At 49.5% G+C, this 23,204-nt stretch carries 17 protein-coding genes; 8 read left to right on the forward strand and 9 right to left on the reverse strand.

The window, feature by feature from the left end:
- Positions 1 to 46: 46 nt before the first annotated feature.
- The 3 genes from AC6I7T_RS03820 (at position 47) to AC6I7T_RS03830 (ending at position 1,635) form a co-directional block, all read left to right on the forward strand.
- Entirely contained in the window at positions 47 to 184 is a 138-nt protein-coding gene (locus tag AC6I7T_RS03820) for a hypothetical protein (protein ID WP_497791981.1), read from the forward strand.
- Entirely contained in the window at positions 156 to 1,166 is a 1,011-nt protein-coding gene (locus tag AC6I7T_RS03825) for a chemotaxis protein CheB (protein WP_497791982.1), read from the forward strand. Before AC6I7T_RS03820 ends, AC6I7T_RS03825 begins: the two co-directional genes overlap by 29 nt.
- A 142-nt stretch (positions 1,167 to 1,308) precedes the next feature.
- The gene (locus AC6I7T_RS03830) at positions 1,309 to 1,635 is read left to right on the forward strand and encodes a hypothetical protein (RefSeq protein ID WP_497791983.1); all 327 of its coding nucleotides are present in this window, start codon (positions 1,309 to 1,311) and stop codon (positions 1,633 to 1,635) included.
- 71 nt (positions 1,636 to 1,706) lie between these two features.
- On the opposite strand, the gene AC6I7T_RS03835 is transcribed toward AC6I7T_RS03830, so the two are convergent.
- Together AC6I7T_RS03835 and AC6I7T_RS03840 are read right to left on the reverse strand one after the other, a co-directional pair.
- Positions 1,707 to 3,218, reverse strand: coding sequence for a right-handed parallel beta-helix repeat-containing protein (locus AC6I7T_RS03835; RefSeq protein WP_497791984.1), 1,512 nt, complete (start codon positions 3,216 to 3,218; stop codon positions 1,707 to 1,709).
- Positions 3,219 to 3,439: 221 nt separating this feature from the next.
- Positions 3,440 to 7,138 (reverse strand): TonB-dependent receptor, encoded by a 3,699-nt coding sequence (locus AC6I7T_RS03840; RefSeq protein WP_497791985.1) that lies wholly within the window; start codon positions 7,136 to 7,138, stop codon positions 3,440 to 3,442.
- A 677-nt stretch (positions 7,139 to 7,815) separates the two neighbouring features.
- On the opposite strand from AC6I7T_RS03840, the gene AC6I7T_RS03845 reads away from it, so the two are divergent.
- Together AC6I7T_RS03845 and AC6I7T_RS03850 are read left to right on the forward strand one after the other, a co-directional pair.
- Positions 7,816 to 10,761: a ligand-binding sensor domain-containing protein gene (locus AC6I7T_RS03845; protein WP_497791986.1), complete on the forward strand. Its 2,946-nt coding sequence runs from the start codon at positions 7,816 to 7,818 to the stop codon at positions 10,759 to 10,761.
- Between the two features lie 2 nt (positions 10,762 to 10,763).
- Entirely contained in the window at positions 10,764 to 11,393 is a 630-nt protein-coding gene (locus AC6I7T_RS03850) for a response regulator (RefSeq protein ID WP_497791987.1), read from the forward strand.
- Positions 11,394 to 11,497: 104 nt separating this feature from the next.
- Here AC6I7T_RS03850 and AC6I7T_RS03855 read toward each other — a convergent pair whose 3' ends face one another.
- From AC6I7T_RS03855 to AC6I7T_RS03885, 7 genes are all read right to left on the reverse strand, one after another.
- Entirely contained in the window at positions 11,498 to 12,517 is a 1,020-nt protein-coding gene (locus AC6I7T_RS03855; protein WP_497791988.1) for a DsbA family protein, read from the reverse strand.
- Between the two features lie 337 nt (positions 12,518 to 12,854).
- Positions 12,855 to 14,378, reverse strand: coding sequence for a sugar transferase (locus tag AC6I7T_RS03860; RefSeq protein ID WP_497791989.1), 1,524 nt, complete (start codon positions 14,376 to 14,378; stop codon positions 12,855 to 12,857).
- A 519-nt stretch (positions 14,379 to 14,897) separates the two neighbouring features.
- On the reverse strand, positions 14,898 to 15,725 hold the full coding sequence (locus tag AC6I7T_RS03865; protein WP_497794554.1) for an ABC transporter ATP-binding protein: 828 nt from the start codon (positions 15,723 to 15,725) through the stop codon (positions 14,898 to 14,900).
- Between the two features lie 115 nt (positions 15,726 to 15,840).
- Positions 15,841 to 16,431, reverse strand: coding sequence for a molybdenum cofactor guanylyltransferase (mobA, locus tag AC6I7T_RS03870; RefSeq protein WP_497791990.1), 591 nt, complete (start codon positions 16,429 to 16,431; stop codon positions 15,841 to 15,843).
- An 8-nt stretch (positions 16,432 to 16,439) separates the two neighbouring features.
- Positions 16,440 to 17,810 carry a dipeptidase gene (locus AC6I7T_RS03875; RefSeq protein WP_497791991.1) on the reverse strand — a complete coding sequence of 457 codons (1,371 nt, stop codon included), beginning with the start codon at positions 17,808 to 17,810 and terminating at the stop codon, positions 16,440 to 16,442.
- Positions 17,811 to 17,933: 123 nt separating this feature from the next.
- Complete coding sequence (locus AC6I7T_RS03880; protein WP_497791992.1) at positions 17,934 to 18,632, reverse strand: SDR family oxidoreductase; 699 nt, start codon at positions 18,630 to 18,632, stop codon at positions 17,934 to 17,936.
- A gap of 34 nt (positions 18,633 to 18,666) precedes the next feature.
- Complete coding sequence (locus tag AC6I7T_RS03885) at positions 18,667 to 18,990, reverse strand: rhodanese-like domain-containing protein (RefSeq protein WP_497791993.1); 324 nt, start codon at positions 18,988 to 18,990, stop codon at positions 18,667 to 18,669.
- A 241-nt stretch (positions 18,991 to 19,231) separates the two neighbouring features.
- Between AC6I7T_RS03885 and AC6I7T_RS03890 the strand changes: the two genes are divergently transcribed.
- From AC6I7T_RS03890 to AC6I7T_RS03900, 3 genes are read left to right on the forward strand one after another with little or no spacing between them, the layout of a single operon-like run.
- Complete coding sequence (locus tag AC6I7T_RS03890) at positions 19,232 to 20,635, forward strand: sigma-54-dependent transcriptional regulator (RefSeq protein ID WP_497791994.1); 1,404 nt, start codon at positions 19,232 to 19,234, stop codon at positions 20,633 to 20,635.
- Between the two features lie 9 nt (positions 20,636 to 20,644).
- Positions 20,645 to 22,561, forward strand: a complete 1,917-nt coding sequence (locus AC6I7T_RS03895; RefSeq protein WP_497791995.1) for a two-component system sensor histidine kinase NtrB — start codon at positions 20,645 to 20,647, stop codon at positions 22,559 to 22,561.
- The gene (locus tag AC6I7T_RS03900) at positions 22,558 to 23,193 is read left to right on the forward strand and encodes a hypothetical protein (protein ID WP_497791996.1); all 636 of its coding nucleotides are present in this window, start codon (positions 22,558 to 22,560) and stop codon (positions 23,191 to 23,193) included. Before AC6I7T_RS03895 ends, AC6I7T_RS03900 begins: the two co-directional genes overlap by 4 nt.
- Positions 23,194 to 23,204: the final 11 nt, after the last annotated feature.

The following is a 23,204-nucleotide window of genomic DNA, read 5'->3' on the forward strand; positions in this document are numbered from 1 at the left end:
TTCTCGCGGAGCTATTTCACATGCTAATTTCTAAGGGAGAAACTTGATGCAGCTGAAGATCTCCATTGAACATCCCTCGAACTATTGCATATACGGTATTCTCCTGGGAGAACTCTTTACAGTCACGATAACGTCTTCGGCATCAAAACTTATAGATGGCCGTCCATACATCACCGGACGCTGACAGACCAGAGACACGCGATATTGTCGTGATCGGGGCCTCAGCTGGTGGAGTGGAAGCCCTTACCACTCTGGTATCTAGCCTCCCGAACGACCTGCCAGCCGCCGTTTTTATTGTCTTGCATCTTGCTCCTGGCGGAACGGGATTGTTGGCTCCCATCCTCGCACGATATACAAGCCTCCCTACAAGCTTTCCCGGAAATGGAGAGCCTATTCGAATGGGCCACATCTACGTAGCACCTCCCGACAAACATCTTTTGGTGAACAAAACTAAGGTCGTGCTATCGCAATCTCCTAAGCACAATCGTTATCGACCTGGCATAGACCCTCTCTTTAAATCTGCAGCTCAATACCTCGGCAAAAGAGTGATAGGAGTTGTCCTCACCGGTTTTCTCGACGATGGAAGCGAAGGCTTAGCTGCTATACAGAATGCGGGTGGTTATACCATCGTCCAAGACCCGAATGATGCACTAGTCCCCTCCATGCCTCGTCATGCCTTGCGAAAAATCCGACCCGATGCATGTCTTCCTCTCGCTCAGATCGGGCCCCACCTTAGCCAAATCTGTAAATCACCTCAGGCTGGAATCAATCCTTCTCCGCCTTGCGAACGAATTTCTACACCGACAACGATTACCTGTCCCGAATGTCACGGAGTAATTTATGAGATAAAAACCGAAATTGGAACACACTTTGAATGTCAGATCGGGCACTCTTTTACAATTCATGGCATTCTACAAGCACAAAGTGACGAACTAGAACGCGCACTTTGGGCCGCGGTCCGGTCACTGGAGGAAGGATCCACTATAAGCAGGAAACTCGCCGAACGTGCTGAGTTTAGCGACCGAGCACATGCTGCCAGGCTTTATAAAGAGAGCGCCCATAGGCGATCCCAACACGCCAAGGTCCTTCGAGACTTACTCGAGGAGTGGGAGAAAAATGACCGTGAAGCTGAAATTGCCGATACCACGCGAGATATTCCCAGCTAATATAAATTGTGATTTTAAACACTTCCCCCAAGAAAGTACCCCCAACATGCTCGCCACTCATATTCTCAATTCGTGGAAAGAAATCTCTAGCTATCTAGGCCGAGGCGTCCGTACAGCCCAGCGCTGGGAAACATCCTTCGGTATGCCTGTACATCGCCCTGCGGGAAAGGAGCGTAGCGCAGTTATTGCCTTTCCCAATGAGTTGGATACATGGCTACAATCTACCAAGACCCAGCCCGCTCCCCAAGCCGATACGTTAGCCATTCAGTCCACTGCTCTAGAACGTCTTGACCATCTGCATCACACACAGCTTCTAGCGGACAAGCTCATCCAGCAGACAAGAGTGCTCCGCCTGCGTTGTGACCAATTAAGCGTTCACTTGAAGCGATCCGCCGAACTCAAAGGCATGCGATCAACCAGCAGAAACCAAGTGGGAATTCCTAAACAGAGTTGCCCACCTCTCCAGTAACGTAAAGCAAAACCGTCAGAACCATACCTCTCACGTCTGTCGGTATGTCTTACAGAGCATCATCGATTCCCCTAGTGCCGAAGTTTCCGGGCAGAAAGAGATAGCGCACGGATCTCGCCAAATTGTGTTTGAAAGAGTTCGATCATCCACTTACGGTGAGCCTCCAGAAAACTCTCATAGGTATCAGGTCTGTTTGGTTCAAAGCTCGGCTCAGCCCAATTCAGCTTCGAAGAAACAACAAATTTCCGGGCAACAGCAAGTTCCCCCTGGGGCGGATCGGCCCAGCTGCCGAAGTATTCATTTCCTTCAAAGACAATGCTTGTCGCCGGTTTCCACCCAGAAGCAATGAGGTAGCTGCCGTCGTCCTTTCGTGAAAGTGCGTGCCCAAAGTGCACATTACCCTGGATGTAAAAGCTATTTCCCCTGAAGGTTGCTCCGGATGGCCACCCATTCCAGTCACTCACTAACAGCTGAACATCATCCTCTGGAGCAATATAAATTGCGTTCCTCTCAAAGAGTGTCTGTTTTACCGCTCCACTTAGATTGACAATACGGGAATGGTCGTTGCGGCTAATGTTGTAGCGAACAACCGTCCCTGTATTTCCGATGTTTTTTGATGGATCCGCATCTCCGGGGCTACAAATCAAGATGAACCCGCCGTCATTATCGTGACTGTAGTTGAACTCAAACAGAGAGTTTCGCGAATTGAAATCGGAGTCAAAGCCCTGCCCATCTCGGGTGGTGTGCGTCAGGAAAGCTTCATTCCAGCGAATAAGGGTATTATCAGTACTCCAAGGCCAGATGCCAGCGTTATATACTCCGGAGCTCTGATTGCAATCTCGAACAATGTTGTGCTCAACCACTGCTCCATCTGTCGCCCAGGGAACAATCCCATCACCGCTGACATCCGCAACATAGTTGTCCTGGATAATGACACCCAGACTTGGAAACCAGTGCTCTCTCGATGCGTGAAAGCTGTCCGCAGCAATTCCAGAACGGTCGACTTTCCAGATAATGTTTTTCTCGATAAGCAAACCATCGAAACGGGACGGCTTCTTCTCTCCTTTTGTACGAAAGATGATGCCGCCATTGTCCTTGATCTGATTTGTTCCATTCACATCGTGGATATACAAGCCGGAAAGAACAATGTGTTTTGCTGTTCCAAAGTTGTCTAGAACAACATGTACTCCACGCCGCACAGCTGAGAGACTATTCTGATTTGTAATTTCAAGATGGTGGATCTCGATTTGTTGAATGTTATAGAGCCAAACAACATCGTCCACCCTCCCCATCCCATCAATTCGAGGGAAGGCAGTTCCTCCATAACTATCAACCACAAGCGGACGGCCAGGAGAACCTGAACCCTTGGGAACGAGCTGACCTTGCCAACGTGATCCACTCTTTAAGAGAATGCGGTCACCAGGATGGAATTCTGCCTGATTGACTCGCTCCAGCGTCTTCCACGGAGCAGTTATTGACTGCCCGGAATTCTCATCTCGCCCCTGGACCGAGTCTACATAGAAAGTGTTTGCCGCCTGCAACGGAATCCAGGCACAAAACATTAAGAGCCAAGCCAATCGCATCCGTCCCTCACTCCGAGTACATCAAGGACAGTAGAACAAAATTAACGATGTAGATCTGCTTAATATATAAATCTTTGACAAATCATCGACTTTCTTCTGCTCTGTATTTCATTAGACAATATTTACAATTTACGCTGCACCATACTAGTTTATGCCTTTGGCAGTTTTAACCTTCTGCGCTGAATGCATTGTTTGCACCCAGCGCAGAAGGGATAGTTAACCTACCACATGAGCTTTAAGGCCAACTGTAACTCACGAGGCAAATTGCTCTGCCCCGAAGGACCGCGCTGAATTGTGCCAAAGTTAGTGTCATTGGCGCTGCCAGTGTACTTCATCTGCCAGAGAGGATGATTCAGAGCATTAAAGGCTTCCAACCGGAACTGAAGTTTTAAGCCCTCAACGATAGTAAAGTTTTTCGATAGATTGGTATCGAACTGATGATAGTTGGGAACACGAATTCCGGTATAGACGGTATTGGTTAAAGCTCCATACTGCGGCTGTACAAGAAAATCGGGTTGACTACAAGTCCCCGAATAATTGTAGGACATGGGTTGAATCGACCATGTTCCCGTATTGTTGTCCTGCTTCCACTGCGATACACAAGCAGCAACTCCGCGAATATATCCCGTACCCTTTTCAATATGTCGAGGAACCCAGGCATTGTGTACGTAACGTTCATTGGGATTATCAGGCACTCCCCATGGCCAACCTGTTTCATAGACATATAATCCAGCCAGTTCCCATCCTCCCAGAGCCGAGTCTACCCACCGATTTGCACCAGAGAGGAGCTTGCGCCCCCGTCCTACAGGGAGAAGATATACCCCTGAGATGGTTACGCGATGTGTCCGATCATCCCCGTCCAGGGTACGTGAGTGGACACGGTAAACATTGTCAGCCCAACCACCGGCCTTCATGGCTTTGCTCCATGTCCAGGTTCCATGGAAGGTCAAAGTATCGTTCCATTTATGCATGCCCGTTACTTGCAGTGAGTTATACCAACTGCGGCCATCATTCAATTGCCATTCCGTTATGCCAGTGAAAGCCGGGAATGGCCGCGTAAAGTTACCCCCCTGAATCGTCTTTGCACTGTAGTAGCTTGTTCCCTTAAAGGCATCCACCTGATAGAAGGGATTGTTCGGATAATCATCGTTGCAGGTCTTGGGATTGCCGCTCAGCTCTACATTGCACTTCGAATAGTAAGCTGAGCTCTGATGATTGATGTCGTCTGAGCTGTCGTTGTTATAACTGCGACTACCAACGTAGCTGATCTCGATTGTGTCATGCGAAAGGAGTTGTCGCTGAAGTCCGACGGAGTAGCTCCAATAGCTGGGAATTTTATATTTGGGATTCAAAAACCATGGCCCTTGGCCAAGGTTTGTCAACATTCCGAGAGCCGAACCTGTCGGTTGTACAACAGAGGGAAAAGGATTTGACAGATTCACATTGGGAGTCTTGCCCCCATCGTCAGATGCATCGTACTGAGTGGTGGCACTGAATCCAGTGAGGTTCCCTCCTGGAGTTGGGTTCATGAACATCTCCCCAAAGCCTCCACGAAGAACCGTGCGATCATTCACAGCATAGGCAAACCCTACACGTGGTTGAATGTTCGTCTTTACAAGCTCGTAGAGAGAGCGAGGACTCCCGTTTACACCAAGGAATCGCACACCTCCTTTTACCGATGAACCATTCGGCATATAAGCATGATTCACATAATTATCGACAGGATTCGTACTTTCCGTGTCAAAGGCATAGTCTGCACGATTGTACCTCTCTGTCTGTGGTTCATTCAGATCCCAGCGAAGCCCCAGATTAAGAGTGAGCTTTTTAGTAATCTTCCAATCGTCTTGAATGAAAGGGGCATAGTAATGCTGCGACCAGAAAGCTTGTGCGTTGATACCGATATTTCCGGAGGTCATCGTCCCAAGCAGCATGGAAGAGAAAGAATTTCCGCTATCCTGCGTCCATTGTGAACCGATGTAATTGGACTGTGTCCATTGCCGGTCTACCCAGAAATACGGACCACCACCATTTGCGGTGATAACATATTGCAGCACTCGCCAATCAACTCCTGCGTGAATGGTGTGCTTATTCTTAATCCAGGTAACACTTGGAAATAGACTCATCGAGTTGCTGACGGATTGATTCGGAGCATTCCCTCCTATTTCTGCAAACTCGCTGGCCTGGATATACGGGAAAACGCTCTTTGTATAGCCAAAGGCATTCACCATGGAAGAGGACCAGCCAAGACTGGTCTGATCGAAAGTGGATGGGCCATAAAAGCTATAGTCAGTACGGACATTGATTACGCCACGAAAATCGGCGAGGAGATTAGGATTAAATGTATGGGTCCACTGGGTGGCGAAAGTATGACTGCGTTCTCCATGTGGTAGCTGCCCATGCGCAATTACGCCTGGCATACCGTTCGTACTTCTTGTTTCAACACGTTCCCAATAGCCATAACGAAGAGAAAAACGATCGCTCGCGGTAAAATTCTCATCAATCTTTCCGAGAACGTTACGATAACGGTCTTTTGTCGGGTTCGGAGTTGAGTAGTTATTCGCAAACAGGTTAGTTCCATTCGACGGAGTCGTATTCGGCTTCGGATAGAGGGACATGATCTTCTGCGCAACGGGATTCAAACGGCTGGCAGGAATTTTATTTCCGGGAAATTTATCGCGAACATAGTCCCCGTTCGCATTTTTGTGAAGAGTCTGCGGATCATAGATGTACATCGGTTCGTAGGCGGAGTGATTACCGTTGTACCAGGTCAAGTTGCTGAAATCACCATTGATCCAGGCAGGATCGGGCACCGAAGCCACCAATGAATTCGGCACTACTTCATTCCAGTTTTCGTATTGAAGGAGGAAGAAGGTTTTGTCGCGCCCGTCATAGATTTTCGGCAGAATAACTGGCCCGTCGAGTTCCGCCCCGTATTGATCCAGTTTCTGCTGAGCTTTGGAATAACTCTTCTTCGCACTCTCCCAATTGGAGGTTCCTTTTGCTTTAGACAATAGCCAATTGTTTTGCCAGGTATTGGCATCCATGTAGGTACGTCGAGCAAATTCGTAGACATCGCCGTGGATGCGGTTCGTGCCGGATTTCAGTGTCATGTCAATGGCACCACCAGCTGCACGTCCATACTGCGCATCGTAGGCGTTGGTGACGATCTTGAATTCCTGCACCGAGTCGACAGGAGCAACGTAGCTGATCATCGAATTGGTTCCGCTATTGTGCCAAGTGGACTCATTCGAAACGCCATCAAGCAATAATTCGTTATTTCCCGCACCACCACCATTGATGGAGAGATTTTGCATGGTATCGTCAAAGGGACGTTGCCACTGAATGCTTCCTTTCCAAACCACACCGGCATTAAGAACGGAGAGCATATTGGGATCGCGCCCATTCAGAGGCAACTCTGTAACGCGGGTATTTTCAACCACCTCGCCATGATCTCCCTTACCATAATCAAGCAAGGCAGCGTCACTTTTTACGGTAACTGTTTCCGATACGGAACCGACCTTCAGGACGAGATTGATCACTGCCGTCTGGCTCACCTGTAAGGTGATATCGGTCTTCTCTACCCGGGAGAACCCCTTAGCCTCGGCACCCACAGAATAGGTGCCAGGCTTCAGATATGGCACCGTATAATCACCCGAATCAGTCGTCGTGGTAGTTATATCGACTCCCGTATTCTGGTTATGAACAATGATGTGAGCTTTAGGCACTACAGCTCCCGCAGAATCAGTCACACGCCCAGTAAATTCCTGACCTAGCAGCATAGTCGAGCACAATGCTATGGCCAGAAAAAGCGTTAAGCCTCGTAAGTTCATATTATTGCCTTTCTCCGCCTGAAATAGCGGATGTTTACGAGCAGAGAGAAAGATCGAGAGGTCCAGACAACCATGTAAACGTTTTCTCATATTTGAGAAATAACTACTCCTCTTCCCTGTTCCTTAGGTACCCCGGGATCTCTATGGCCCTGCAAAGCTATAGATCAGCGCGTCCTTATTAGGCACACCTCGAGTTATCAATCCTGATCGTACTTATTCCCTCCATGTTGAAAGGAAACGTTATCCGAATCCGCAACAAACCATACCTCGACAGAACCACTCAGGGGAATCCGACTTAAGTCGGAGTTTTCAGTTTTTTTCGAACTTGCGAATGGGCGTTTACTTTACAGGCACACAAATGGTGGAGCTATGAGCTTGAGTGACAGCCGATGTGTGCCTATTCTGATTGACACTGTCTGCTCGACACAGTCATTCCATTATTGAGCGATTGAGTTGCATTGTTAGCGGGCATCTTCTTGTCTTCAATTTCGGTATCGGACGGTTATAATCGAAGTCCCAAGGACGAAAACTTTAAATTTGCTCAAGGCATACATGAGGAACATTTTGGATTTGTTCTCAGTGATCGTGGAATCGCCGAGTGGACGGAACAAAATGGTTCTACATGCGATTAATGCGCTTTAGGTTAGCAATCTTCGAAAGAAGAAAGAAAAATTCTTGTCCGGGATATTGAGCTCGGTTGCGCGGTGGTCACTACTTCTGAGCTTTTCAATCTACAGCTGTCTCTTGAAAACATATAAGACCTAGACATGGTACGAACTGTTGTAATTTCTCTGCTGTGTTTTTTTGCAGTTGCATTAGAGCCAGATTTACTTGCCACTCCGTCACTCGCTGGATACACCAAGCGAGCTTGGGAGACACAGGATGGACTACCAGATCAATCGGTAGAAGCCTTTGCCCAGACCTCCGACGGCTATCTGTGGATAGGAACAAAGGGAGGTCTCGTTCAATTCGACGGAGCAAAGTTCACCGTATATACGAAGGGAAATACGCCCGCTCTCATGGAGAGTGGGGTGAACAGTCTGGCCTCAGGACCAGATGGAAGCTTATGGATAGGGACAGAAGGTGGCGGATTAATCCGTTATTGGCATCATGTCTTTGAGAGCTTTCCAACGAGCAACGGGTCTACAGAGGTTTTCGTTAGAACTATTTGTCGTGATAGCAATGGAACTGTGTGGGTCGGTGCAGATCAAGGTCTGTTCAAGGTGATCGATCGCAGACTGGTGCGTATCGACGGACGGAATCACATTCCGCAATTATTTGTTCGAGCTATCGTCCAGGACAAAAAAGGGGATGTTTGGGTCGGAGGCACAACACTACTGCGCTTTCGTGGTGAGTCTGTTCAAGAGTATCCGTTGCCCAACGACTCTAGCCTGAATCTCATCACTCGTTTATCAGTCGATAGCAAGGGAGCACTATGGCTGGGAATGCACTCCGGACTGTATCTCTTAAACCCCTCGGGAACAATTCAGAAAATCCGGAATTGTGGACCTGTTGCCGCGCTTTCTCAGATCTCCGATGGCAGACTCTGGCTTGGAACTGTCGGGCGGGGTCTATCGATCTTTCAGAGAAACGCTTCTTCGATACTTTTATCCGAACAATCGCTACCGAGCAAAACAATCTCTGCTGTTTTTGAGGATAGTGAAGGAGATATCTGGCTGGGAACGCAAACGGGAATGATCCGCTTATCGAAATCTCCGGTGAGCATTGTTCCACTGCCTCAAGGAGCAGATGCTGAATCTGAAACGATCTATCTGGACCGAGATGAATCGCTTTGGGTCGCGGCTTCCACCCATCTATTCCGCATCCGTAATGGTATAGCGCAACCTTATCACTTGCCCGCAATTAAGGATGCAGGGGTCAGGACAGTATTTCGTGATCGAGAGGGAAATCTATGGATTGGGACTGATGGAAAGGGCCTATTACGTCTCAAAGAGAACAGAGTTCTTCGATATACCAACAAGCAGGGTCTAGTAAACGATTTTGTTCGTGTAATCATTCAGAGCCGCAATGGTAGCTTGTGGGTTGGAACGGATGGAGGAGTCAGCCATATTGTAGCTAATAACATCACAAACTATGGAGTCGGAAACGGACTCGCCTATTTCAGCGTGACCGCTCTACTCGAAGACAAAGGCGGAGATCTGTGGATAGGCACCAGCCTGGGCCTTAGTCACGTGCATGGCAGCAGAATCGTGAAAGACACGATCACCAAGGCTCTAGAGAAAGAAAAGATCTGGAGTATTCATGAAGATACAGACGGAGCCCTCTGGTTCGGAACGAGTAACGGACTCTATAGACTGCAAAAGGAGAAGCTCTCGCATTTTTCTACCGCTCAAGGTTTGGCTGACGATGTCATCTACCAGATTCTGGAAGATCGCAAGGCCACTCTGTGGTTAAGCGGTCCTACGAGCATTTCGCGATTAAACAGACACGACCTGGAAACGGTGGAAAGGAATCCTCATCATCGAATTCATCTGAGTCTATATCTCACCTCCTACAACATGGAATCGGCTGAACTGTATGGGGGCCTACAACCTGCAGGTTGCATGACTACAGACGGAGATGTCTGGTTTCCGAGTAATAAGGGTCCCATCCATATCCTGGCGACACAGACAATATCCAACGCTGCACCTCCGGTCGTTATTCATCGTGTCTTGATAGATGGGCAGTCCATTGCTTTTGATCGAGGGGTCATCCTCAAACCGGAAAATGCGAGGCTGGAAATCTCGTATGGAGCAATGCTCTTGCGTTCACAAGAGGCAGTTCGTTATCGATATAAGCTGGAGGGCCTGGAAAGCTGGAATGAAGCGGATTCACGTCCAACAGCCTATTACACCAATCTGTCTCCGGGGAAATACAGATTCAGAGTCCAAGCCTTTGAACTCTACAATCCGGAGGTCTTTTCAGAGGTGTCTTTTGAGATAGTCCAGAAACCACACTTCTATCGAACGCGTTTGTTCATTGGCTTCTGCTTCCTTTTATGCGTAACACTCGCTTTTATCGTTTATCGCTTGCGAATGCATCGGGTAAGGGTGCGCTTTCAAATTGTTTTGGAGGAAAGGGGCAGACTGGCGAGAGAGATGCATGACACCTTGATTCAAGGATGTGTTGGCGTTTCCGCTTTACTCGAAGCTGCAGGTGGCGTTGAGGATGATGAAACCGAACTGAAGAACCAACTGGTAGCCTATGCCACTGATCAGATTCGTTCAACGATTGAGGAAGCGCGCCAAGCCGTTTGGAACCTGAGAAATAGTTCGGGATCTTCAGCCTCAATTCACGCGCTTCTTGAAAAAATTACAGCTCAACTTCAGAAAAGCACTGAAACAGTGATTTCCTCTCGCATAGACGGCGAGCTTTTCACACTTAGTGAACTAGCACTCCATGAGTTGGAAATGATTATTCGCGAAGGCGTCAAAAACGCGATCTTGCATGGACGGCCACAAAAGGTAGATATTGTTATGCAGTTTTCGGAACGGAGCTTGGAGCTTACGATTCGTGACGACGGCCAAGGGTTTGATCCAAGATCAAAGCTCTTTGGTGCGGGAAAACACTATGGATTGATCGGAATGAAGGAACGAATCAGTCGGTTACATGGAAAGCTGAACGTCGTGAGTGCTCCCGGAGAAGGCACGGAGCTCAGCATCCGCCTGCCACGGAAAAATTGCGAAAGGAAGAAGACTGTTCTGGACCTATAACCATGAGTCAGCTGAAAAAGATCAAGGTCTTGGTTGTAGATGATCATCCCGTTGTACAAGCCGGAATCAGCGCTATCGTCGATACCCAGACGGATATGGAGGTGGTAGCGGAGGCTTGCAATGGAACACAAGCAATTGCAGCTTTTGAAGAATACCTTCCAGATATCACTCTGATGGATCTTCGTCTGGAAGATATGAGTGGGGTGGAATGTATCCGGGCAATTCGAAAAAGATTCCAGAGCGGACACTTCATTGTCTTAACCACCTACCGTGGAGACGAAGATATTCATCAGTCGCTAAAGGCTGGCGCCAATGGCTACATCGTAAAAGGAATGCCCCGACAGCTTCTTGTGGAGGCAATTAGAAAGGTTCACAGCGGAGAGACTTTTCTTCCTTCACAAGTGAAGGAAGTCCTGGATGGCAGAAATGCGGAGCCAGCACTGAGCCGCCGGGAGAGAGAGGTCCTCTCTCTAGTTGCAGCAGGAAAATGCAACAAAGAGATTGCTACGGAACTAGGAATTTCCGAAGCTACGGTGAAGTGTCACCTGACAGTCATATTCCTGCGTTTGAGTGTCACTGACCGAACACAGGCAGTGCTCAGGGCTATGCAACGAGGTTTGGTCCATGTCTAGAGTAGATTTAAGTTCTTGTACTCGACAGTAAAGGCTTATGAAAAATCTAGAGAAGTTGATCAGGGGAGGGACCCGAGTGAGAGGAACTCTCACTCGGGAAGGTCTTATTTAGGAGCGGGACCGTCTTCCTTTATCTGAAAATCGATGATCTTTTTCAACGTGTCATAAGGAATGTTTCCAAACCCAGGAAGCCGACGACCATTGATGAATAACGTCGGAGTCTCAACGATATTCAGATCCTTTCCAAGTTGCAGAGAAGCATCCACCGCCGCTTTAGCTGCAGGAGTAGCAGCACAGGCAGCCACTTTGGCGGGATCCAGTCCGACTTTTGCTACTGCACCTTTAAGCGTCAGTTCGGCACCTTCGGGAGTCAATCCAGCTTGTCCGTCGAAGGTAGCAGCTGAGAACTTGAAGAAGGCATCGTTGCCTCCCATCTTGTCGACGCAGACACTGTAGAGAGACGCCTTATAGGATTCCTCATGTATCTGGACAAGAGGAAAGTTCTCATAGACAAACCGGGCGTTGGGATAATCCTGAACGAGCTTGTCTGTGACAGCCTGCGCGGTTTTGCAATGAGGGCATTGAAAATCGGCAAATTCCACTAGCAGCAGGTCCTTCGAAGCTGCCCCACGAGCGGGTCCATTGGCTCGTTGCACGAGAGTAAGACGATCGTCGGCAAAAGGGTGAGCCCCGAAAGGCATTACATCATCGGAAATAATGTGCTTCCCATCCGGAAGAGCAAAAAACTGCAGAACAGCTGTCTGAGGTTTCTGGCTTCCCTTCTCCGCAACCTGAACGACCACTTTGCTAATGCCTTCAACCGGCGTCTTCAGAATAGCTGCAACCTGCCATATTCGATTGCTGTCATATCCCCAGGACTGCCGCAGGAACTCGTTTATAGTCTCTGCGGAAGGCTTATCTGCCGTAAAATTCTTCGGATCCACCTTTGGGAAGGGATTTTCCGGAGCCCCTCCGGCAGGCGGATGCTGCAGATCCGGGGTAGAAGGAGCGGATGGCACCTCCTGGGTCGAGGAGGGTTGGGTTGCCTGCGCCAATCCTAACTGCACGGTAGCCAGAGCTGCCAGTGCAAGGACAGGAACGCGGAGTGAACGGTTCAGATGCATCGAATTCCTTTCTGAGGACCTTAAAACGGTATTTCTTACTGCCTTACGGCATTTTGCCACTTCTGGATTCGATTCACATCATACAAGCTGAGGCGACCTCTATGCATACCTTCTCCATGCTGCAGACCATTGCCAGATAAATTTTTGGGGAAGCTGCTGCAGAAGGAAGGATAGTGGGGTAAAGGTTTGTTCGGAGAAGGGTAATTCCCACGGCTCGTCAAGAGACCCGCACAGAACTAAACCATACTTGCAATTTCAAGCATGATATTACTCAAAAGACAAGATGTCAGAGAGCATAATTAAGCTCCCTGACATCCGTTAAGCCATAGGTATCTTTTTAGGAGCCGGTGCCGGCAAAAACGACCCCGATCGTCCGAAGAATGATCTTTATATCGAGCCAAATGTTCCAATTTTCGACATAAGCCGTATCTAGAGAGATGTAGCTGTCGAAAGACGGATCTTGTCTGGCCTGGACTTGCCACAACCCGGTAATCCCCGGAGTAACATCCAATCGGCGAAGATGCGAGAGCTGGTATTGCTTAACCTCGCTGGCAATCGGGGGACGTGGACCGACAATACTCATATCGCCACGGAGAACGTTGAAGAACTGAGGGAGTTCATCAAGCGAATACTTGCGAAGGAAACGACCCACCTTGGTAATACGCGGATCGTTACTGATCTTAAAGAGAACCCCGTCTCGTTCATTCATGTGGAGAATCTCTTTGCGTAAGCGCTCAGCATCGCGAACCATGGTTCTGAATTTGAGGCAACGGAAAACTCTGCCCTTCTTCCCGATTCGCTCCGAGCTGTAGAAAATCGGACCAGGAGAATCCAACTTCACAGCGAAGGCAATTGCCAGCAGAACCGGTAAAAGAACAAGAAGAGCGGAGAATGATAAAGCCACGTCGAGGGCTCGCTTCAGAAACAGGCTAATCTCCGGTACGGTTCCGCGATGAAGAGGAAACGTTGGAAATTGCCCGACATATTCCACAGGGTTGTTCCAAGCTAGCCCATCATAGAGATCCGGCACAACACGGATGTCAACACCAGCAATCCGGGCCTGCTCGACCACTCGTTTTACAAGTCCCCGCTCACAAGGTGTCGCAAAGAAAATCTCGTCAATAAAATGCTTCCGGGCCATCTCAAAAACGGAATCGACAGTTCCCAGAACCTCCCCCTGAATAGGAGTATCCGTATCGGTTCCCGGTACATGCACATAGCCCTTGAAGGTATAGCCCAGATGACGAATGCTGTCGATATGATGGCGCAGTGCCTGGCTTACGCGTCCAGTACCGATAATCAGAATATTGCGAGTCTCTAGCCCGCGGTCATAACGCCTGTACATGATGCCGCGATAAAATATGCGACGAAGACCCAGACTGACCGTAGTGAGCCCCACCGTTAGAAGCACGACGCTTCTCGATACGCCTTCACCTTGTACCAGATAGAGAGCACCTGTAAGCAGTAGTCCTGCTGTCAGAGAAGCCTGTACAGAAAGTCGCTGTTCATGAAGGATACTGGAGATACGAAGAGGGGTATAGAGATGATATCGCTTGCTAATGACCACCAGCGTGCCGATATACCACGCCAAGAACCCTAATAGTAAAGCGCCTGGACTCTCGTGGCCTTTGATCGAATTGTGATAAAGCTCAATGCCTCCCTTAATGGGGCTAACGCCAAAACTCAGCCGTAGCGCAATAGCCAATGAAACAATTACTGTAGCTATATCCGCGGCTATCCATAGAACAACCGAACCGCGATTAGATCTTGCTCCAGCTGACGCGGATTGTCTCGGGCCGAGAGTTCCAGCCTCAGTGGAGGAATCAACTGCGAGTCGTTGCAAATATTCCGATGTGGCCATGCTTCCTCAACCAAATTGATACTGCGTTTTGGATTTTCGCTGCACTTGCCTAGGTGAGAAAGAAATCTAAAACTGTTCCAGTGCGACGGCTCAAATTGCCGCCACATAGATCTTCGTTGGACGTTTCAGCCACAACCACACAAAGCCCGGTAGAGGACTTCGGCTGACAGGTTCTGACCAGTCACATATCACGCGGGAACCAGCTATCATCCCAGCTCATATCGTCTTCGCAGATAAACAATACGGGCACGGCTTTCTCGCCCGTTATCGGTTACATGGGCCACGGTATAGCGGGTTGCCATACGGAAGGGCCAATTGATGGATTCTGGTCTCTATTCAGCACGTCTCGATCGTATCTTCCTCCGATTTCATCGCGCTAAACTGTTTCCTAGTATAACAATAATTTGTCGCGCTGTGTACTCTTTTAACAACACGCTGAACATGAAAAGTTGTTAACCGGATCTGTAGGCGCATAACACGGAAACGTGTCGTTAAAAATCGAACAGTATCAGCTTGAAGTTAATTTCTTTTTGCTATCGGCGCTGAATCAAACTCAGGAAGAACAAGTCGATCTAGTTCAAGGAATTGATGTATTACCTCATCCTGCGACTGTTGAAATTCTTCTAAAGTGCCAAAGAATTGAGCCTTCCCTTGGTGCAGGAATAAAACCCGATCGGCAAGACGCGCAGCGAAACGCATGTCATGTGTAACTACGATGCTTGTGAGATGTAATTGTTGCTTCAGTTTCTGAATTAAATCCCCCATTAACCGAGCAATCAGAGGGTCAACCATCGTTGTCGGCTCATCGTACAGAATCGCCTCTGGTTGTGCCGCCAACGCGCGAGCAATGGCAACAGAACGTTTTGCTCCGGTAGAGAGATCGGCAGGCAATATTTGGGCCATCCCAGCTACTCCCACCATCTCCAGCAAGCCATTAACAACCTGCTGAATCTGGTCCTCCAGCAGCTCGCCACGCTCGCGAAGTGGAAATGCAACATTTTCGCCTACAGAAAGGGAATCAAATAAGGCACCATTCTGAAAAACCATTGTTACTTTTTTGCGAATGGATTGCATTTGGACTTCGTTATAGTCGGTAATATCTTCTCCGGCCACATAAATGCGTCCTGAATCGGGCTTCAGAAAGCCCATCAACTGCTGTAGCGATACGGATTTCCCAACCCCACTTCGCCCCAAAATGCAGAGGGTCTCCCCGGGACAGACAAAAAAGCTGACATCATCTAAAACCTTTAGATCGCCAAAGGACTTCGAGATGTGCTCGAAGGCAATGTAGGCAGTAGAAGGAGACAACTCCGGACGTTCTATGACGAGTTGTGGTTGATCGCTCAGTCGATTACCCTCACAAGTTCTTTTCTCTAGCTTAGTGGATGCATGGGGTTTTCACGAAGATCCCTTAAGTTGAACATCCTCGGAGAACTTCTTTCAATCCTGGCCATTGCGGGAGCTATAGAAGATCCAAAGGCGAATTGACGTTGCGGAACCACAGGTAAGGCCACATATTTTCATTGCTCAGGAGCATTTCCACGCGGAAGAAATCGATTCCTCCAGGCAGTTTTTCGGCTTGAGACACAGCTCGCATTACCTTGTATTCCCTGCGTCCTATAGCTTGCTGAAGTAAGGGCAGAATAGAACGCCGATATACGCCTACAAGGGGCTGAGGCATTCCATTTACAAGAGGAATAGTTGCAACCGCACCAGTAATACTGGTGCGCTCTAGAAGTAACCTTAAGAAAGATTCGGGTAACAGAGGAAGATCCACGGGCAGGAAGAGATTCAGATCTGCATCGCTGTCCTCGAGAGCGGCCTCAAGGCCAGCCAACGGCCCTATCCCGGGGTGCAAATCAGGAACCACAGAGGCATACTGACTGAGGTCCACGCGCGAACCCGCAATTCTTGGCTCGGGTACAACCTTCGTCAACACGCCTAGTGCCCGCTTCAGGAGAGAAATGCCCTGATATTCGGTTGTGGCCTTGTCGCGCCCCATACGCGTGGAAAGGCCGCCAGCAAGAACATACCCCTGGACGGCCTCTGCCATGCGAAACCTCACTTTGCAGCTTCTTCCAGGAAAAGTATGAGGGAATCGATTCCCCGGTGAAAGTTGGCAATGTGGAACTTCTCATTGGGAGCATGCAAGTTGTCGTCGGGCAGACCGAAGCCCATCATTACGCTCGGAACCCCCAGATGCCGGGCGAAATCACCCACGATTGGCACCGACCCACCGGAACGAATAAAGACGGTGTCCTTCTTCCAGACTTCGTGCATAGCCCTCTTAGCAGCCTGGATATAGACATTCTCAGTCGGAACCATGCATGCTTCCCCGGAGTGAATCAGACGAACGTCCACCTGAACCCCATCGGGAACAATAGATTCAACGTACTTCTTATACAGACTGAACGATTCTTGTGGAGTCATATCCGGAACCAGCCGCATAGAGACCTTTGCCGTGGCTTTTGCAGGAATTACGGTTTTTGCTCCGGCTCCGGTAAAGCCTCCTGGCATGCCATGAACATCGAGTGTCGGCCGAGCCCAGGTACGCTCCAAAACAGAGAATCCCGACTCTCCAGTCAAAACCGATGAACCGACCTCGGTCTTGCGATAGTGCTCCTCGTCGAAGGGGAGTTTCTTCCACGCAGCCAGTTCCTCGGCACTCGGTTTGGCGACTTTGTCGTAGAAGCCGGGAATCAAAATTTTTCCATCTTTGTCTTTCAGTTGCGCAATGATTTGCGCCAGAGCCACAAAGGGATTCGGAGCGGCGCCACCATACATTCCGGAGTGAAGGTCTGTTTTCGCCCCCCGAACCTCAATTTCGGTATAAATCATGCCCCGAAGACCGACGCAGAGGGTAGGCAGTTCGGGAGCAAACATTTCGGTATCGGAGATCAATGCAAAATCGGACTTTAACTGGTCGGGATGTTCCGCGACGAACTTGGCAATTCCTTCTCCGCCAACCTCTTCTTCCCCTTCCAAAATGACCCTGATATTCAACGGTAGCTTGCCTGTTGTAGCAAAAAGCGACTCCAGGGCCTTTACATGCATATACATCTGGCCTTTGTCGTCAACGGCTCCTCGGGCATAGAGGTTTCCGTCCCGTTCGGTGGGCTCAAACGGGGGAGTATGCCATTCATCGAGAGGATCGGGCGGCTGCACATCATAGTGGCCATAGCATAGGCAGGTAGGCTTCCCTTCCGCATGAAGCCAATCGGCATAAACCAGCGGATGCCCCTCTGTTTCGATCAAACGCACGTTCTCCATGCCGATACGGCGAAATTCGGTGGCCAACACCTCGGCAGCTTTGCGAATGTCCTGCTTATGTTCCGGCAGGGTGGAAATAGATGGAATACGCAGAAGCGATTTCAGTTCATCCAAAAAACGAGAGGCATTGGAATGGGCAAAATTGATAGCAGCAGAACTCATACCTGATCTTCTTCCTTTTTCTTCGGTGCAGAACAACAAAGCCAGGCGCTTATCAGCCTCTGCCCGAATAGTCGAGTATAAAACTTGAACTTGTACTGAAACGCCAGGAGGTATCTCTTTGGATTACACCTTCTGCACCATACCGCCATCGACGAGCAGATTTTGACCGGTGATATAGGAAGCTCCATCCGAAAGCAAATAGGCAATGGTCTGAGCAACCTCCTCAACTCTCCCGATACGTCCCATTGGGATGGTAGTTCTTGTGGATTCATCGATAGGGTAGGAATCCACAAATCCCGGCATTACGGAGTTCACACGAACTCCTAAAGGGGCGCAATATTGGGCGTAAACCTGTGTCCAGGCTGAAAGAGCAGCGCGGAAGACAGTCGAAACAGGCCGCTGCAGTTCCGGACGCACCGCAGCATAACTGGAGATATTAACGATTGCGCCTTTTGTTTTCTCCAGGTGAGGGATGGCAATTCTCGCCAGACGGGTCACACTTCCGAGGATAAGTTCATAGCCTTCCTGCCATTCGGCATCGGAAATTGATAGCAAATCTCCTTTTGCAGGGTGCCCGGTGTTGTTCACAACGGCATCAAGCTGTCCCCAGCGCTCCAGCACCTTGTCTACCAGAAGCTGCAGGGTAACGGGATCGGTAACCGAACCGGTAACAACAACGCCATCAATCTCTTGCGCCACATGCTGAACCCTCTCGGACCGGGCAAGCAACCCGACGCGGTAACCTGACTTCGCCAGCAATCGTGCCACTCCGGCACCTATTCCCTGGCTGGCAGCAGTGACAATTGCGACCTTCGTGGTCATGCTTTCTCCTGCTATATCTTTCATTTAGCTAAGTTTAGTACCTGGGGACGGAAGGATCGACCTTTTCCGACCAGGCATTGATGCCTCCAGCCAGAGACTGAACCGAATCAAATCCTTGATTCCTAAGCCAAACTGTCACATTCAGAGAGCGCACCCCATGATGACAAATCACGATGATATGGGTATCGGGGTCCAGTTCCTGAAAGGCACGAACTGGAATATCTCCCATGGGTAGTAGCAAACTTCCATGGATGTGAGCAGCGTCATACTCCCATGGTTCTCTTACGTCCAGAAGTACCAGCTCTTTTTCTTCCTTCAGGGAAACCAGCTTTTCCGGCGTAATTTCGAAGTCAAGCATTGGGGGAAAAGACCTCCTTCTCCGGTAATCGAAAAGATTTATCAAGCACGGCCCGGTAGAGGCCGCAAAAAAGTCTTAACTACTGCGATTCCCTTTTGAGAGACTAGGCGTCCTCGACGCATCCATATCGCTGAAGTAAGAGAACCTAGTCAGGATATACGGAAGCACTACGTTAAGATTTCAGCATAGACAAACGTGATAAAGATGTTGGAGTTCTCTCCGCCTTGTTACCCTAAAGAGAATGACTGCCCAAGAAAAAGTCTTAATCGTTGAAGATGAAGTACATGCCCTCATGGGGTTAGCTGAGCTGATCTCTGGTTGGGGATATCGCACAGAGATGGCCTGCGATGGCGCAGAAGCTCTCGAGAGGGTTATTTCTTGGGCCCCCGGCATAATTGTCACCGACCTCAAAATGCCGCGCATGGACGGCCTGGAGCTCCTAAGCCGGCTCAATGAACTGAAGCAGAGCATGGCCGTAATCGTTCTTACAGCGCAGGGCAGCATTGAAGCCGCTGTTGAGGCCATGAAAATGGGTGCCTACGACTTTATACAAAAGCCAATAGACCCCACCCGCTTGCGCACCATTCTCGCAAATGCCTGCAGACAGAGAGAAACAGAGCGGGAGTTGGAGGTCACTCGCAGGCTTTTGAAAGAAACCGGAGTCCTGGGTTCTCTTGTTGGCGCCTCCAAGAAAATGCAGGAGATGTTCTCACTCATTGAGCAGGTAGCACCCAATAACGTTTCAGTACTGATTACCGGCGAGAGCGGTACAGGGAAAGAGCTTGTCGCCAGAACGTTGCATGAGCTTAGTCCACGCAAATCGAAGCCATTTGTCGCCGTCAACTGTGCGGCAATTCCGGAAACCCTGATTGAGAGCGAGATCTTTGGCCACGAGAAGGGAGCTTTTACCGGTGCTCTGGAACGTCGGGCCGGCTGCTTCGAACTTGCTGAAGAAGGGACGCTTCTGCTCGACGAAATCGGTGAAATGCCCATCGGTACCCAAGCCAAGTTACTGCGTGTCCTGGAAGATCGAAAGCTTCGCAGGCTTGGGTCCAAGATGGAATCTCCCATCGATGTTCGAGTCCTGGCGGCTACGAACAAGGATCCGGAAGATGCGGTTGCTGCAGGCGAGTTAAGGGCCGATTTATTTTATCGCTTGAATGTTTTCAATATTCATATGCCTCCGTTGAGGGATCATAAGGACGATATTCCAGCTATCGTCGATTCCATATTGCGCGACATGAACCAGAAGCACGGACGACATATCGCTGGAGTTGCTCAAGATATGCTGGACCACTTAATGGATTACGACTGGCCCGGTAATGTCCGCGAACTGCGTAACACCATCGAAAGAGCTGTTATCCTTTGTGCTGAAGACGGTTACTTAACCTCCGAGCATCTTCCACCTGGATTTGGAAAATCTTCGAGAATTACACGTCAGGAATCTAACGATCCAAATGCTGTACAGGTTGAAGTTGGAACAACGGTCGATGAAGCGGAACGACTGCTCATCGTCAAAACGTTAGAGTCTACACATAACAACAAAACCCGCGCTGCCGAAATTCTTGGGATCAGCCTCAAGACGCTTCACAACAAGCTCAAGGAGTATGGCAACATTCAAGGCAGCGACTCTCAAGAAGGATAGTGGGGACAGATGCGACTGAAAACAAAGCTCGTAGTCGCCATCACAGGCCTGGTTTTTCTGGTGGTGGGCCTGTTGTCCATGCTCTATCTGAGCCAATTACTTCGCGACAAAATCTCTCAATCCTACGATTCCAATAATCTAGCAGCCCATCAGATCCTCTACGGGACCCAGCAGGCACTGGAAAATGGATTGCGTGATCGTCCGATTGACGTCAACAATCCCCAGGAATTACGGAATGTCGTGGCAGAAACACTGCGGCAGGATCAAGGGTTACAGTCCCTAATGGATTCCGTGATTCGCTATTCGCAAACTGTATTTGACATTTCTATTGCCGATACGAATCGAAGAGCACTGGTTAGTACCGACCCAACTATTACGGACCAAGTATTACCTGTCCGCCCTAATTACAGCGAATTACGGGACGGTAGCTTATACACCATTCTGACTGCGGTATTTGGCCCCCCAAAGGTATATAACGTCGTCCTGCCCATTGAACGGAACGGACAGCCCTTCGCGACAATCTATGTCGGCATCCGCACCACTTTCCTCCGTTCCGCTTTCTCTCCTGAATTGCTGGCCGCGCTCACCTTGAGTGGCGTTGCCATGTTTACTTCACTGTTAGTGGCTGCATTTCTGGCTAATCTGGCATTGCAGCCTCTCGAAGTGATCGGCGCGCGTCTCGATGCTCTCAATGCAGCAGAATCTGGACCTGCGGGAGAGTTGGAGGCACCCCGCTCAAGTGATGCTGTCGTCCGGGTATCGAACAAGATCGAACGCCTGGGCAGGAGAATGCGCAATGTGGAAGAGGTTTTCTCTGCACTGAAGGAAAACCTCGACCAAATCATGTCCAACCTCCAGGACGGCATTGTGCTCTTTACACGAGACCGCCGTGCGGTTCTGGTCAGTAATGCCGTGGAAAGAGTTCTGGGCATGTCCCGGCAAGACATTCTGGGAGCCGAAGTCCATGAAATTTTCGATAGAAATACTGTGCTCGGCAAGACAATTCGCCAAGCCTTTGACGGTGGGCTCTCTTTGGTGCAGGAGGAAATCGAGACAGAAACCGGGCGCCGGATCGAAGTCTCCCTGGATTTCATTCACGACGAAAGAGACTCGATCAGTCTCACAGGCCTAGGGGCGCTCCTGACGTTACACGATCTGGAATCGGTGAGGGAGATCGAAAATGAGCTCGAACTCTCCCGTCGCTTAGCCGCTATCGGAAGATTAACCTCCGGCGTCGGCCACGAAGTCAAAAACCCAATCAATGCCATCGTGGTGCATCTGGAGCTGCTCAAAAACAAGATTGCAGCCGACGATTCCAAAGCGCTACGGCACTTGAATGTAATTCAATCCGAAATTCAACGCCTGGATCGAGTAGTTCAGACCTTAGTCGATTTCTCTCGGCCCGTCGAACTACAGCTCAAAGACCAGGATTTGAGACAGATTATCTCTTCCGTAATGGCCTTAGCCTCTGCCGATCTGGAAACGCGAAATGTTACCATACGTACAGTCCTTCCCGATCATCCGCTCACAGCTAAGGTCGATGCCGATCTTTTGCGCCAGGCGGTGTTGAATATCGTTCTGAATGGAGCTCAGGCGATGCCGGAAGGCGGACCGTTGGAAGTAAGCCTCGCAGAAGATTCGAGAGTGGGACTTATCTCGGTCCGGGATTCCGGAGAAGGCATACCGGAAGAGCTCAAGGAAAAGATCTTCAACCTCTATTTCACGACCAAAAAAGAAGGTAGTGGAATAGGTCTGGCAATGACGTACCGTGTTGTCCAACTACATAATGGATCAATCGACGTACAATCCAGAGTGGGCGAAGGCACCACCTTTACTCTCCGCATACCACTAAATCATTCTTCCGATGTTCGAGTGAAAGGCTTTTTACCGGAAAGAATGACGCAGAGTGAGGAGTCACCACAATGACGAAATTTGCAAGACTGGGATTATTACTGTTGCCGTTGATTCTCTCGGGTTGCTTCCACCGAAGATCAGCTCCACCGTTGCCGCCTCAGTCACAGGCTCCGGCAATTCCCGTCGAACAACCCCCTGCAAATCAGCCGGTACAAATGCCACCGATACAAGCGACACCTCCACCGGTAGCTACCACTCCTGCTGAAGAAAAACCGGAACAGCCAAAGCAGACGCAACGGCCGAAGCGTACGACCCGCGCCAAAAAGACGACGAAGCCGCCAACCACGAAGCCAGGGGCCGAGTCCGCCCAAACTGCTTCGGCAAGTGCTCCGGCGCCTGTTACAAAAACCACTCAACAGGCATCTGCGGAAGGAATAGGAGTAGGCTCGCCCATTGGTCAATTAACCAGTGGTGCAAGCGATAACTCCGCGCAGCGGCATAAAGAGGCTTTGCAGCTGATCGAATCCACTGACCAGGGCATAAACGGCCTGAAGAGAAACCTCAATGGTAAAGAGAAAGAAACGGTGACGCAGATTCGCGTCTTCTTAAAACAGGCAAAGGAAGCACTGAGTTCGGAAGATATCGATGGAGCCATGAACCTGGCAAATAAAGCAAAGGTTCTTTTAGCAGAACTCACAAAATAGAAACGCTGTCC

This window comes from Humiphilus diazotrophicus, assembly GCF_059726315.1.